11 protein-coding genes, 1 tRNA gene and 1 pseudogene are annotated in these 13,871 nt (G+C 70.4%); 4 read left to right on the top strand and 9 right to left on the bottom strand.

Annotated features, from left to right (window positions below):
* Positions 1-3: 3 nt before the first annotated feature.
* From VGS97_RS04555 to VGS97_RS04530, 6 genes are all read right to left on the bottom strand, one after another.
* Entirely contained in the window at positions 4-1,434 is a 1,431-nt protein-coding gene (locus VGS97_RS04555; protein WP_326851915.1) for an MFS transporter, read from the bottom strand.
* Positions 1,435-1,552: 118 nt separating this feature from the next.
* Entirely contained in the window at positions 1,553-4,027 is a 2,475-nt protein-coding gene (locus VGS97_RS04550) for a xanthine dehydrogenase family protein molybdopterin-binding subunit (RefSeq protein WP_326851914.1), read from the bottom strand.
* Positions 4,024-4,602, bottom strand: a complete 579-nt coding sequence (locus VGS97_RS04545; protein WP_326851913.1) for a (2Fe-2S)-binding protein — start codon at positions 4,600-4,602, stop codon at positions 4,024-4,026. Before VGS97_RS04545 ends, VGS97_RS04550 begins: the two co-directional genes overlap by 4 nt.
* A 16-nt stretch (positions 4,603-4,618) precedes the next feature.
* Complete coding sequence (locus VGS97_RS04540; RefSeq protein WP_326851911.1) at positions 4,619-5,770, bottom strand: FAD binding domain-containing protein; 1,152 nt, start codon at positions 5,768-5,770, stop codon at positions 4,619-4,621.
* A 5-nt stretch (positions 5,771-5,775) separates the two neighbouring features.
* Complete coding sequence (locus VGS97_RS04535; RefSeq protein WP_326851910.1) at positions 5,776-6,066, bottom strand: DUF3039 domain-containing protein; 291 nt, start codon at positions 6,064-6,066, stop codon at positions 5,776-5,778.
* Between the two features lie 132 nt (positions 6,067-6,198).
* Positions 6,199-6,771: a YqgE/AlgH family protein gene (locus VGS97_RS04530; protein ID WP_326851909.1), complete on the bottom strand. Its 573-nt coding sequence runs from the start codon at positions 6,769-6,771 to the stop codon at positions 6,199-6,201.
* Between the two features lie 502 nt (positions 6,772-7,273).
* Between VGS97_RS04530 and murA the strand changes: the two genes are divergently transcribed.
* Both murA and VGS97_RS04520 read left to right on the top strand, forming a co-directional pair.
* Positions 7,274-8,683 carry a UDP-N-acetylglucosamine 1-carboxyvinyltransferase gene (gene murA, locus VGS97_RS04525; RefSeq protein ID WP_326851908.1) on the top strand — a complete coding sequence of 470 codons (1,410 nt, stop codon included), beginning with the start codon at positions 7,274-7,276 and terminating at the stop codon, positions 8,681-8,683.
* A gap of 202 nt (positions 8,684-8,885) precedes the next feature.
* Entirely contained in the window at positions 8,886-9,866 is a 981-nt protein-coding gene (locus tag VGS97_RS04520) for a quinone oxidoreductase (RefSeq protein ID WP_326851907.1), read from the top strand.
* A 319-nt stretch (positions 9,867-10,185) separates the two neighbouring features.
* Here the strand turns inward: VGS97_RS04520 and VGS97_RS04515 are convergent, their stop codons facing one another.
* The gene (locus tag VGS97_RS04515) at positions 10,186-11,586 is read right to left on the bottom strand and encodes an NAD-dependent malic enzyme (RefSeq protein ID WP_326851906.1); all 1,401 of its coding nucleotides are present in this window, start codon (positions 11,584-11,586) and stop codon (positions 10,186-10,188) included.
* Positions 11,587-11,849: 263 nt separating this feature from the next.
* Here VGS97_RS04515 and VGS97_RS04510 point away from each other — a divergent pair, with 263 nt between their 5' ends.
* On the top strand, positions 11,850-12,413 hold the full coding sequence (locus VGS97_RS04510) for a GNAT family N-acetyltransferase (RefSeq protein ID WP_326851905.1): 564 nt from the start codon (positions 11,850-11,852) through the stop codon (positions 12,411-12,413).
* 74 nt (positions 12,414-12,487) lie between these two features.
* Positions 12,488-12,571: transfer RNA gene (locus VGS97_RS04505), tRNA-Leu, on the top strand.
* A 7-nt stretch (positions 12,572-12,578) separates the two neighbouring features.
* On the opposite strand, the gene VGS97_RS04500 is transcribed toward VGS97_RS04505, so the two are convergent.
* Both VGS97_RS04500 and VGS97_RS04495 read right to left on the bottom strand, forming a co-directional pair.
* A complete protein-coding gene (locus tag VGS97_RS04500; RefSeq protein WP_326851904.1) occupies positions 12,579-13,418 on the bottom strand; it encodes an HNH endonuclease signature motif containing protein in 840 nt (279 codons plus the stop codon).
* Between the two features lie 217 nt (positions 13,419-13,635).
* Positions 13,636-13,871 (bottom strand): annotated as a pseudogene (locus tag VGS97_RS04495) (nitroreductase family protein); the annotation flags it as partial.

Raw genomic sequence — 13,871 nt, 5'->3', positions numbered from 1 at the left:
TAACTACCGTACCCGGACCCGCGGGGCGATCAGCCAACCGACCGCGCCGACGGCGATGAACATGCCATACATCAACGCGAACACCGGCCCGTCCGCGTGCGCCGAGGAATGCAGCGCATGGTAGACGGCCCCGGCGACAGCGACCGAGAGCGTGCTGGTCAGCCCGTCCGCGACCTGCAACGACGCCGCGTTGGCCCCCTGGTCGCCCGGCGCGGACAGCTCCAGCGTCAGCACGCTGACGTTCGGGAAGACGAAGCCCATGCCGAAGGCGGCGAAGAACATCGCCGCCGCCGCGGTCCACGCCGGGACGTGTGGGCTGATCGCGGCGATGGCGCCGAACAGCGCGACCGTGGTCACCCCGGAGCCGAAACGCACCATCCCGGCCTGTGAAAGTCGCGCGCGCAGCCATGGCCGGTTGATCAGCCAGGCCGCGAAAGCCCAGCTCAGCGCCGCGCCGGTGAGCGAGAGCCCCGCCGTGGTCACGCTCAGCCCGCGCACCTGAACCAGCATCAGCGGGATGAAGGACTCGATGCCGAAGTACGCGCCGGCCATCAGACCCCGCATCGCGACGACGGTCGGCAGCCCGCGCCCGGCCCGGAAGATCCCGTGCGGCAGCAGCTTCGGCACGCTCGGTATCAGCAGCACCAAGGCCAGCGGCACGAGCAGCGCGCCGACCCAGTCGATCCGCTGGCCGCCGAACTGGAACAGCCCGGCGCCGAGCGCGGTCGTCGCGGCGGCGACGCGTACCGTGCGCAGCCGAGTGGCGTCGTCCGCCGTCTGCCGCTTGGGCTCGAACGCCGGCAGTGCGGCCAGCGGCCGGGTGAGCACGAGCAGCGGGAGCGGGATGAGCGCGGCCACGCCGAGGAAGACCCAGCGCCAGGAAACCTGCTCGGTCAGCACGCCCGAGATGAACGGGCCGATGATCGCGGGCAGCACCCAGCAACTCGCCATCACCGAGAACACCTTGGCGTGCAGCCGGTCCGGGTATGCGCGCCCGACGAGCACGTACAACGAGACGATGACCATCCCGGCGCCGAAGCCCTGAACCGCCCGGCCGATCACGAACTGCGCCATGCTCGTCGACGTGCCTGCGGCGATGAGCCCGGCGCCGAACAGGCCGGTCCCGGTCAGAAAGGGCAGCCGGGGTCCGTGCGCGTCGGCCCGCTGGCCGGCCAGCACCATGCCCAGCAGACTGAGCGTCAGAAACGCGCTGAACGCGAGCGAGTAGAACGGCAGCCCGCGCAAGTCGGCGACCGCCACGGGCATCGCGGTGCTCACGGCCATCGCCTCGAACGCGGTCAGCAGGATCGAACTGACGATCCCGATCGTGACCGCGGAGTGCTTGCGGGAGAACAGCCCATCGTCGAGCGCGGCGTTTTCGGCAGCAGCAGATTCAGCAGCGGTAGATCCGACAGTCTCGACGAGGGTGCTCATCGGACCAGTCTACGTTACAGGTGCAACCCATTTATGCCTATTACCGCTGGCCGTGACCTGACGGGTCATCACCCGGCACAGCGTTACCTCGATACCGCGTCACCTCTTCGATACCGCGTCACCTCTTCGGGCCGGATTCCCAGGCTCGGATCGGGATCGAGGTACGGTGCGTGCCGAGCGCGTCGCGTGCCGCACAAGCCAGCGCCGCAGCAGCCGTCGCGTGCGCGATCCGGCCGACCGGCTGATAGCCGAGCGGCAGCGGCGCCGAGAAGCCGCGCCGCCGCAGCGCCGTCGTCTCCAGGTCGCCGATCGACGACTGGAGCGGCGGCAGCACGTCCACCTCGGGCAGGTCCAGCGCGGTCGGCAGCTGTGCGCAGGCCAGCGCCCCGGCTGTGGCGCGCGCCGCCGGGGCCTCGTCGGCGAAGACGGCGGTGGCCGCCGAGATGACGCCCGCCGCGATCGCCGCCTCGATCCGGCCAGGCACCAGTGCCCGGCCGGCGTCGTGTGCCGCGGTGACCCGCACCGGCCGGATCAGGCCGAGCTCCGTGTCGGCGTCGACCACGGCGCGGTGCACCGCGAACGCCACGTGCGCCTGACCCTTCTCGGGCACGAACACGCCGGGCTGCGCCGGGCCTGAGCCGCGCACCCGGAACTCGCCGTCGGCGAGATACACCGCCGCGCCACGCAGTGCCGCGCGGTACACGTCGTCCAGCGGCCGGGACAGCATGCCGTCGTAGCTGACCACACGGTCGCCGCGCACCTCCAGCAACTCGGGCGATACGGCGAACTCCGCGGCCACCGCCGCCAGCGCCTGCGCCCGCACTCCGCGCGCGGCCCGCTGCACCGCCATGCCGTGCAGCCACGCGGCCCGCCCCGAGGCGAGCGGCGTCGCGGGCAGCGCGCCGGGGGCGGTCGGGCGGCGCACCAGGACCCGCTGCACGCCGAGCACCTCGCGCACGATCTTGCGCAGCAGCGCGTGCTGCCCGCCGCCGGTCTCCACCATGGCCGTGCTCACGTGTGCGATCGGCCCGTGCACGTCGGAGGTCAGCGCGACCTGCGCGGTGGCCAGCTCCTCCGGCAGACCCGGCGGCACCAGGTCGATCATGGCCAGCGCGATGCCGACGCCGCGCCGCAGCCGGGTCATCTCGCCGGTGCGCCCGACGGTGCCGGGGAACTCGCGCACGTCGGGGCCGGGCGGGAACGGCGGGACCGGCGCGTCCAGGACGGCCGTGACCAGTTCCGGCAGCATGTCCGCAGCCACCACCTTGCGGCCGTCCGGCAGCCGGTCCCCGGTGCGCATCAGGTTCTTGACCCGTACTTCGAGCCCGGACACGCCGAGCGCTGCGGCGACCGCGTCCATCTGCGCCTCGGCGACTACGGCCGCCAGCGCCGCGCCGCCGCCCGGCCACGGCGCCAGCGGCGGATTGTGCGTGCGCACGACCCAGCCCTGCACCTGCACCTTCGGCACCCGGTACGGCCCGGCGGCCAAGCGACAGTACTCGTCGAGCAGCGCCTCAGCAGCCGCGGGCTCCGCACCGCCGTCGATCACCAACTCGACGCGGACCTCACGCAGCGTTCCGTCGCTGTCGACGACGTGGATCGCGTGCACGCGCGCCGCAGGCTCCGCGGTCCCGGCGGGCCAGTGCCCGACGCTGCTGTCCACCGCCTTGATCGGCCGGCCGGTGCGTGCGGCCAGCAGCGCCGCGGCGACCCGCAGGTCCGCGTCGTCCGCGATGGCGCCGCCGGTGAACGGCGCGGGCACGAGGCGGATCTGGGACTCCGGCCGGCCGAGTGCGGCGGCGAGCGCGCGGCGGTCGCGCCGCGGGTCCACGGTGAGCGTGTGGATCTCGACTCCGTCGCCGTGCGGGACGGCGAACACGGTGCCCGGACCGGCCGGCCAATCCGCCGGTCGAGCGAATTCGTAGCCGTGGATGACGGAAACCGTCTTCGCCGGCACCTCGGACTCCGGCTCGGGCCGCGGTACGTGCAACGCCGCGGCGCGCCGAGTGGACGGCGCCTTCTTGCGCAGCGCCTCGACCGACTCCCGCGCGGCTTCGCGCGCGGTGGTGAAGAAGCGGTGCGCCGCGATGTTGCCGTCCGAGTGGATCGGCGCGGCGTTGAACGCCTGGCGCGGATCGGTCAGCGGCTCCTCGGGCTGGTAGTCGATGACGACGGCGTTCAGCGCGGCGCGGGCGATCGCCGGATGCTCGGCCGCCGCGATGGCGACGCACTGGCCGAGATAGTCGATCTCGCCGACGCCGAGTTCCTCGCCGGCCAGCACCGCGTGCACTCCGGGCAGCGCCTTGGCCGCGGAGCTGTCGCAGCCCACGATGGTCGCGCGCGCGTGCGGGCTGCGGGTCATCGCGGCCCACAGCATCCCGGGGACGCCCAGGTCGCTGGCGTACGGATAGCGTCCGGTCGCCTTCGCCGCCGGAACCACCTTGCCGATGCCGTCACCCGACACCGGGCTCGGCTCGTTGAGATTGGGTCCGTACTCGGCGAGTTCCGTCTCGACCGGTTGCGCCGCGGAGCCCGGCGGTTCGGGCAGCTGCTCGCCGATCAGGAAGCCGGGCAGCGATGTGGGTGTGTTCACGCGGGGATACCGGTCTGCTCATCCGCGCGCGAACCCGGCCGGGCAGGCCGCGTCTGTACCGGAACATGCGGCCGAGCACGCGCGGCCTTCCGCACGGCGTCGTCCGCGGCGGCGATGAAGCGCTCCGGCGGCAGGCACCGGCAGCGATGCCCGCTCAGCGCCTCACGGATCGCCGCCGCGCTGGGCTTGGCGTTCCTGGTCAGCAGCGCCCGCAGCTCCATGCCGATCCCGGGCAGGCAGAAACCGCACCCGGCGCCGCAGTGCACCGCGAGCGCGGTCGCGACCGCGTCCGGTTGCGGTACCGCGTGCACCTCCGGGGTCTCGATCACCCGCCCCGCCGCGGTCACCGCCGGGACCAGGCACGCGGTGGTCGGCTGACCGTCCACCAGCACCGTGCACGAACCGCACTCGCCCTCGCCGCAGCCGTCCTTCACCGCGGTGAAGCCGAGCCGCTCGCGCAGCACGAACAGCAGGTTCTCGCCGATCCAGGCGTCCTTGACCGGCTGTGGCGTCCCGTTGACGGCGAGCTCGTAACTGGCGGTCGCCCAGCCCGCCGACTGCGTCGGCTCACTCACGGCTGCGTCGGCTCGCTCACGGTCTGGCTCCCGGCTTGGGTCGAGAAGGCATCTTGGGGATCTTTGACACCGAAGCAGCAGAAGTGCCGGCGGTGGGGGGCGTTCCCGGTTCCGCTGTCCTCGGCTGTGGCACGCCGGGTACCGGCGGCTGCGGTGGCAGGCCGCGTTCCGCGCGTTCGACCAGAGCCCGGTTCCGGACGAACTCCGCGCGCTTCTGGTACTCGGCGACCTGCTCCAGCCAGCCGGCGGGGGGCAGCGCCCGTACCAGCGCGCGCCGCGCGCAGATCTCGGCGGCGTGCTGACGATACTCCTCCGGGACCGCCGCCGTGGTCCAGCCGGCCGCGCCGGCCGAGCCCGGGACCATGAGCCCCTCGGCGATCAGCTTGGCGAACCTGGGATAGGTCTGCGGGTCCGGGATCGAGCCGTCGTTCCAGTCCACGTGCTCGGCCAGCCACTGACCCGCGTGGTCCACCCGCACCGCGGCCGGGGAGAACCCGCCGATCGAGCAGGTCACCGACCGGTTGGTCAGATCCGCGGCGAGCGCGAAGGTGACCAGTGGACGCGAGGCCCCGCCCCGGGTGCCCACCTTCATGAAACCCTGTGGCCCGCCGCTGACCGGCACCCGCAGCGCGGTCAGCAGTTCGCCGGGCCGCAGGTCGACACCGCCGTCGCGCGCGTACAACTCCGCCACCTGCACCTGCCGCCAGCCCTCCGGCGAGCAGCAGACGGCCACGGCGTTGAGCGCCATGAGCACGGTCAGCAGGTCGCGGCCGGGCGTGGGGGCGGTCGCGCCGCCGGACCGCTTTCCGGACAGCAGGTTGCCGCCGAGCGTCGCGCGGCTGCGCAGGCCCGGCGCGCCGACCGACCGCGCGGCCTGGGCGAGCGCGGGCAGCACGCCGCGCACGTCGTTGTGCATGAGGTCCGAGCAGGTGGTCGCCGCGCCGAGGACGGCCTCCTGGTCGGTGAACCAGACCCCGCGCAGCTCGTCGATCCGGTCGATCGCGATCAGGCCGGCCGGGTACAGCACCCCGGAGTTGACCAGGGCCATCACCTCGGTGCCCCCGGCGACCAGGGTCGCGTCAGGGCGCGCCGCCATGGCGTCGAGCGCTTCGCGCACCGATCCGGGGAACGCGACCGCCCCGTCGGCGGTCACGGCCCCCGGTGCCATGGCGGCTACTTCTCACCGCCGACGGAGGAGTCCTCTTCGTCGTGGAAGAACTCGGGGTCCTCGAAGATCTCTTTGCAGGTCGGGCAGATCGGGAAGCGGCTGGGATCGCGGCTGGGCACCCAGATCTTGCCGCACAGCGCGGTCACCGGAGTGCCGAGCACCATGGCCTCGGTGATCTTCTCCTTCTCCGCGTAGTGGGAGAAGCGCTCGTGATCGCCGTTGTCGGTGCTGACCTCGATGCGCTCCTCGGTGATCGTGGCGGTCCCGCCCGAGAGCGTGTCTGCTGCCGTACTCATGATGCGAGTCTACGAGTGGACCCGCCCTGCTGGGGAGTTGTTCACGATACGGGGTATCAGAATCGACGAGATCCGCGTTCGATTCGTCGTTCGATTAACCATTCGACCGCGGATTCAGCGCGGTGCGCCCTCTCAGTTCATCGCCGGATCCTCGGGGAAGGTCGACAGCAGCGCCAGTTCGCCGCGCTGGCGGCGCAGCACCGCGCGCCACGTGCGGTCCGGGTCGAGGGTGAACGCGTCGCCCGGCGCCGGGTCGACCACGTACCAGGCGCCCTGGGCCAGCTCCCGCTCCAACTGCCCGGAGCTCCAGCCCGCGTAACCGGCGTACACCCGGAAGGCCGATATCTCCGCGGCCAGCACCTCCGGCGGGATGTCGAGGTCGACCAGCCCGATGTCGCCGTGCACCCGCCGCCAGCCCAGCGGCTCCCCGGCTCCGGGCCGCGGCACCGAACGCAGCTCGGCGAGTCCGAGCGCCGAGTCCAGGGCCACCGGCCCGCCCTGGAACACCATGGGCATCGGCTCGGCCAGCTCGCTCCACGCGGGGAGCACCTCACGCACCGGGACCGCCGTCGGCCGGTTGACCACCACGCCCAGCGTGCCGTCGCCGTCGTGGTCCAGGACGAGGACCACGGTGCGGTCGAAGTTCGGATCAACCAGCAGTGGTGTGGCGACCAGCAGCCGCCCGGTCAACGCGACCTCGGTCATGGAGCCATCTTCTCAGGTGGATCATCCCTCGGGAGTGTTGCTGGCAGTTAGAGATTAGCCGGGGAGCCGGCCGAAACGCGGTATCGGCGCGACGCGGTCATCCGGGCTCTTCGAACTTGGCCGTGGCCTGTGGTCGGCGCCACAGGGTCGTCCGCCGCTGTGCATCGACCGACCCTGCGCCGCCCCCGCCCCCGCTCAAATTCGAAGAGGAGAGCATCAGCGACATTTCCCGGACGTGCCCGCCCCCCGCCCCCGCGCCCGCCCCGTTCCCGTGTTCGATCCCTGCCCGCCCCGCTCCGGCGCGCTTGTTCGATCCGCCCGGCGCGGTGTTGCGTGCCGGTACCGCGACTCTGGCAGACTGGGCGCTTGTTCCGCCCCGAGTTCCGAACGGCCGCACCGGAGAACGCCGGAAAGCAGAAAGCAGGACGGGTCGGGATTCCAGGCCGAGGCGCCCCCTCCCCCCGGACAGACGCAGCCCCCGGGCCGACGCAGACACGGAGCCATGAACAGCGCACCAGCCACCGCCCTTCCCCGTCCCACCGCAGCGGCCGACCGTGCCGCGACGATCCGTCCGGACCGGATCCACATCACCGGCGGGACCCCACTGACCGGCGAGGTCACCGCGCGTGGGGCGAAGAACCTCGTGCCCAAGGCCATGGTCGCGGCGCTGCTCGGCAGCAGCCCGAGTACGCTGCGCAGCGTCCCCCAGATCAGCGACGTGCGGATCGTGACCGGCCTGCTGGAGGCGCACGGCGTCACGGTGCGCACCGGGGAGAGCCGCGACGAGCTCATCCTCGACCCCACCTCGGTGGAGAGCGCCGACCACGCCGAAATCGCCGCGCACGCCGGGGAGAGCCGGATCCCGATCCTGCTGTGCGGACCGCTGCTGCACCGCAACGGCCGCGCCTTCATCCCGGACCTCGGCGGCTGCCGGATCGGCGACCGGCCGATCAACTTCCACCTCGACGCCCTGCGCGCGTTCGGCGCGGTGGTCGAGAAGCGGTCCGACGGCCTGCACCTGCACGCTCCGCAGCGGCTGCGCGGCACGAAGATAACGCTCCCGTACCCGAGTGTCGGCTCGACCGAGCAGGTGCTGCTGACCGCGGTGCTCGCGGAGGGCGTCACCGAACTGCGCAACGCGGCCACCGAGCCGGAGATCATGGACCTGATCGCGGTCCTTCAGAAGATGGGCGCGATCATCTCGGTACTGGACAACCGGGTGATCCACATCACCGGCGTGGACCGCCTTGAGGGTTACACGCACCGCGCGCTGCCCGACCGGCTTGAGGCGGCGTCCTGGGCGTGCGCGGCGCTGGCCACCGGCGGTGACATCCTGGTGCGCGGCGCGCACCAAGGCTCGATGATGACCTTTTTGAACGTGTTCCGTCGGGTCGGCGGCGCGTTCGAGGTCGACGACAGCCCGCTTAACGCCGGCATCCGGTTCTGGCACCCGGGAGGCCCGCTCAAGGCGCTGGCGCTGGAGACCGACGTGCACCCGGGCTTCCAGACCGACTGGCAGCAGCCGCTCGTGGTGGCGCTGACTCAGGCGCAGGGCCTGTCGATCGTGCACGAGACCGTGTACGAGAAGCGGCTCGGCTTCACCAGCGCCCTGATCTCGATGGGCGCGCAGGTGCAGCTGTACCGGGAGTGCCTGGGCGGCACGCCGTGCCGGTTCGGTCAGCGCAACTTCATGCACTCGGCGGTGATCTCCGGCCCGAGCAAGCTGCACGCGGCCGAACTGGAGATCCCCGACCTGCGCGCCGGATTCTCGTACCTCATCGCCGCCCTGGCCGCGCAAGGCACGTCCACAGTCCACGGCATCTCGCTCATCAACCGCGGTTACGAGGATTTCGACGAGAAGCTCAACGCCCTAGGCGCTCGCTTCGAGTTCGGCGAGATGACCGTTCAGTAGTCACCAGCAACTGCCGACCCTCCAGCTGACAACTGCTGACAACTGCCCAGCAGAGCGCCATCCAGCAGCGTGCCGTCCAGCAGAGCACCGCCCCCTGTCCAGCACAGAACCCAGTAACGCGCACACGCACCACCCCCCGTGCCCTATGCCCGCTATCCTTGGTTCGACAGTCATCGACCATCGTTCCATCCGGAGGCGTGTCATGAGCGCGATCGTCGTCACCAGGACCGGCGGCCCGGAAGTCCTCGAATACGTGGACGACGCTCCGGCTCTTGAGCCAGGCCCCGGCCGACTCCTGGTGAAGGTCGCAGCGGCAGGCGTCAACTTCGTCGACATCTACCACCGCAGCGGCGCGTACAGGAAGCCGCTGCCCTTCACGCCCGGCGGCGAGTTCGCGGGCACGGTCGAGGCGGTCGGCGAGGGCGTGAGCGGCGTCGCGGTCGGCGACCGGGTCGCGTCGGTGGACAGCCTCTCCGGCGCCTATGCGCAGTTCACCTTGGTCAGCGCGGACCGTGTCGTCCACGTCCCGGAGGCGGTCCCGCTGGAGACCGCAGCCGCAGCGCTGCTCCAGGGCCTGACGGCGCATTACCTGACGGCCTCGACCTGGCCGATCCAGAAGGGCGACACGGCCCTCGTGCACGCCGCCGCCGGCGGAATGGGCCTGCTACTCACTCAGCTGGTCAAGGCGCGCGGCGGCCGAGTCATCGGCACGGTCTCGACGCCCGAGAAGGAGGCCCTGGCCCGCTCGGCCGGCGCCGACGAGGTGATCCGCTACACCGAGGTCGACGACCTTGCCGCAGCAGTCAAGCAGCTGACCGAGAACGGCCGCGGCGTGGACGTGGTCTACGACGGCGTCGGCAAAACCACCTTCGACGCATCGCTGGCGTCACTGCGCCCCCGCGGCCTCATGGCCCTCTACGGCGCGGCCAGCGGACCGGTCCCGGAGTTCGACCCGCAGCGCCTCCAAGCCGGCGGCTCGCTCTTCCTGACCCGCCCGACGCTGGGCAACTACATCGCCACGCCGGAGGACTTCGCCTGGCGCACCGGCGAACTGCTCGCCGCAGTCTCCTCAAGCACGCTCACCATCACCGTCGGCGCACGCTACCCCCTAGCCGACGCCGCCGCAGCCCACGCCGCTCTACAGTCCCGCGCCACCACCGGCAAGGTCCTGCTGATCCCCTAATCCCCTTCCCCTAAACGGTCGCCCCGCGCCCCGTCATCACCCGCTGGCCCTCGTCTGATCCCACTAATCAGCCTTTGTTCAGCCTTTGTCCGATCACCCACCGGTCAGCGCTTGCCCGTCCCTCCCGCCCCCAGCAACCTGTCCCCAGCAACCCGCCCCATGCCCGGAAATCCGTGTCCGTCAGTCCGCGCCCAACGAACCCGCGCGCCGTCCTCCCGTGCCCAGCCGAGCCTCAGCTCCTCAGCCCAGCTGTCGAGCCTAGCCGTCGAGCCCAGCTGTCGAGCCCAGCTGTCGAGCCCAGCACTACCGCCTATTTCCTCTATTTCTTCCCGTCTACCACTTCGCGCACCGCGGCGGCGACCGCCGGGGCAACGTCCGGGTTGAACACCGACGGCACCACGAAGTTCGCGTTCAGTTCGTCTTCCTTCACCACGTCGGCCAGCGCGCGCGCCGCGGCGAGCAGCATCGTCTGCGAGACCTTGTGGCCGCGCGCGTCGAGCAGCCCACGGAACACTCCGGGGAACGCGAGCACGTTGTTGATCTGGTTCGGGAAGTCGCTGCGTCCGGTCGCGACCACCGCGGCGTGCTCCCGCGCCGCCGTCGGGTCCACTTCCGGGTCCGGATTGGCCAGCGCGAAGACGATCGCGTCCGGCGCCATCGTGGCGATGTCGTCGCCGGTCAGGATGTTGGACGCGGACACGCCGATGAACACGTCCGCTCCGACAAGTGCCTCGCGCAGCGTCCCGGTGTACCCGCCGGGGTTGGTGTTCTCGGCCACCCAGCGTAGGTCTGAGCCGGGTCCGCCGAGGTCGTCCCGCCCCGCGTGCACGACCCCGAGATAGTCGGCGACCGTGATGTCCTTCGCCCCGGCTTCGAGTAGCAGCCGCAGGATCGCCGTCCCTGCGGCGCCCGCGCCCGAGCCGACGATCCGTACCTCGCCGATGCCCTTGCCGACCACCCGCAGCGCATTGGTCAGTGCGGCCAGCACCACGATCGCGGTGCCGTGCTGGTCGTCGTGGAAGACCGGGATGTCCAGCTGCTCGCGCAGCCGCCGCTCGATCTCGAAGCAGCGTGGCGCGGAGATGTCCTCCAGGTTGATCCCGGCGAATCCGGGGGCGATCGCCTTCACCGTCCGGATGATCTCCTCGGTGTCCTGAGTGTCCAAGCAGATCGGCCAGGCGTCGATCCCGCCGAATCGCTTGAAGAGAGCGGCCTTGCCCTCCATGACCGGCAGCGCGGCCTGCGGTCCTATGTTCCCCAGGCCCAGCACCGCCGATCCGTCGGTCACCACGGCGATGGCGTTGCGCTTGATCGTCAGTCGGCGCGCATCCTCCGGGTTCTCGGCGATGGCCATACACACGCGGGCCACGCCAGGTGTGTACGCCATCGACAGATCGTCGCGGTTGCGCAGCGGCACCTTCGACTGCATCTCGATCTTCCCGCCGAGGTGCAGCAGGAACGTGCGGTCCGAAACCTTGCCGACCTCGATCCCGTCGATCCCGCCGAGCGCCTCGGTGATCTGCGTCGCGTGCTCCCCGCTGGACGCCGCGATCGTGACGTCGATCCGCAGCCGCTCGTTCCCCGATCCCGACACGTCGAGCGCGGTCAATGCGCCCCCGGCGTCCTCGACCACCCTGGTGAGCTGAGAGACCGCGTTGCCCTTTGCGGGCGCCTCAAGCCGCACCGTGATCGAATACGAGACGCTGGGCTGCGCAGTCATCGCGTGTTGCCTTTCTCGAAAGCCATTGCCATGCGCTGCCCATGCTCCCATGCAGTGTCGGCGAGCCTCCGGCGGTTTCCGGCGCGCACCATGTGATTCCACTCTCACGCGGCGCCGGTCGCTGCGTGCTCTGCTGCGTGGTCGGCTCGTGGACGGTGTCGTGGAGAGTGTGGAGAGTGGTGCCACTGTGCCGTGGACAGCACAGCGCCGAGGGCAGTGCAGCGTCGTGGACAGCGTCGAGCTGCGGCTGGGAAGCTTGGCCGATGCTCGTCCAGCCCACGTTCCCGATGACCGAGCTAAAGACCGCGCGGCTCCTACTGCGTGCCCATGGCGAGCAGGACGTCGAGCCCACGGTCGCCATGTTCAACGACGAACTGGCCAAGCGCTGGCTCTCCGCGCCCCAGCCGTACACCCTCGAAGAGGGCCGCCGCTGGTGCACCGACTCCGCACACCTGTTGCGTGCCATGGGCGACGGGATCCACTGGGCGATCACCGACGCCGCCACTGGTCGCTACCTCGGCGGCGTCGGTGTGAAGGACACCGACTGGCTCCGCCGCAGCACCGAAATCGGCTACGCCATAGGCCCCTGGGCCCGCGGCTGCGGCTACGCCGCCGAAGCCACCCGCGCAGCCGCGGAGTGGATCTTGCGCGACCAGAACTTCAACCGGGTGGAGCTCTTCGCCGCAACTGGCAACCGCGCCTCGCGACGCGTCGCCGAGAAAGCCGGATTCATCCACGAAGGCGTTGCCCGCAACTCCGGCTTCACCCACTCCGGCCAGCAGGACATGGTGATGTTCTCGCTCGTCCCCGCGGATCTCACGCCCTGAGATTCATGCTGGGATTCATGCGTCGCGAGATCTCCGCTGCGACGAATCTCGTCGGTGTCCTACGATGAGGCGTCGCGCGAGTGGCGGAATGGCAGACGCGCTGGTCTTAGGAACCAGTGCCCTGATAAGGCGTGCGGGTTCGAGTCCCGCCTCGCGCACTGTTGGTCACGATATGGGGACCTTTCGTCGGCAGTAGGTAGTGGTTATCGCATGGCAATTGGGGCAAAGCAGCCGTAGATTGTCTGGCCGGTTGTCATGCCAGTCGCCGTTGATGTGGTCGACTTCGAGCGTCAGCGGCTTTCCTCGCCATTGCCCGCCGACGCCACAATCTCCGCAGCGCTCGGCGACACCGATCCCCAGCAAGGCGCGGCGGAGGCGTTCACCACCGATACGTGCGGCTCCGGCTGGTTGGTGACGCAGGAGCGTGCTGCGCGTCGTCAGCCTGGACGGTCGAGAGTCGGGCTTGCGCCAAGCTACTCGGACGAAATGGCTCGTATCGATCTCGTAAGCGTCGAGCGCGCGGCGTGTTCTGCGGATGTTGCTGTTCGTCTCCTCAAGTCCCAGCGTGCGTATGACGCCGATGAGGCTCGTGCAACGCTCGGCGGCGTGGCGCAACTCCTCGCGGTTGAGAGCGAGCCGCTGATGACCGAGTCGGCTCGCATCCAAACTGTGGGTTGTGAGTTGTCGCGCCAGGTACTTGCGGGTGCGGCTTGTGACGGGGAGCTTGAGGCGGCGAGCGAGGTCAGCCATGCTCCGGGCCTGAGCGAAGGCCGACGCCAACTCGATCTTGCCAAGCTCCCTCAAGGGCGGAGGTTCAGGACGGTGGGCAGTGAAGTGCGAAGCGTCGATACCCAGAACTTTGATGCGCCGCGTGATGTGCGCGTGGGTCCCTCCCGTGCGCGGCACCTCAAGTCGATCGAGCACCTCCCGCATGTTCGTTGACGTCGCGACAGCCGCGGCGAGGGCTTCCCTGGTGTAGCGGCTGGGGCGAGTGGCGGTGGCCATGGTGGACTCCTCGAATGGATGGTCGATGTTCGTGGGTTGTCGCTACGAACATTTGAACCATATGTCACGGGAAGTGTCGAATGGCGCGCTATTTGATCTATGTCGCTCAATAGGGAGAAATTGCTGTGATTCTCGGGCGTGTTGGGGTGAAACGTGCTAGGGCCCGCCGGTGTGGCGGGCCCTAGCGGTGAACGGGGTGGGGCGGATCGTCAGGTTGTCAGACGGTGCTGACGACCTGCTGGTATTCGAGGCGCGGGTTGCGGGGGAACCAGGCGTTCTCACCGGGCTTGCCGATGTTGACTACGACGAGGCTCTTGTAGCCGGACTCGGCGAAGAACTCCTTGTCGATGCCTTCGGCGTCGAAGCCGGTCATCGGGCCGGCGGACAGGCCTGCGGCGCGCACGCCGAGGATGAAGTAGCCGACCTGGAGCAGCGCGTTGAGCTTTGCGGCGT

Origin of the sequence: Actinocrinis sp. (genome assembly GCF_035946395.1) — a bacterium.
Lineage (GTDB): Bacteria > Actinomycetota > Actinomycetes > Streptomycetales > Catenulisporaceae > Actinocrinis.
Note: the sequence above shows the minus strand (reverse complement) of the source record. Positions and strands in the feature narration are given on the sequence as shown.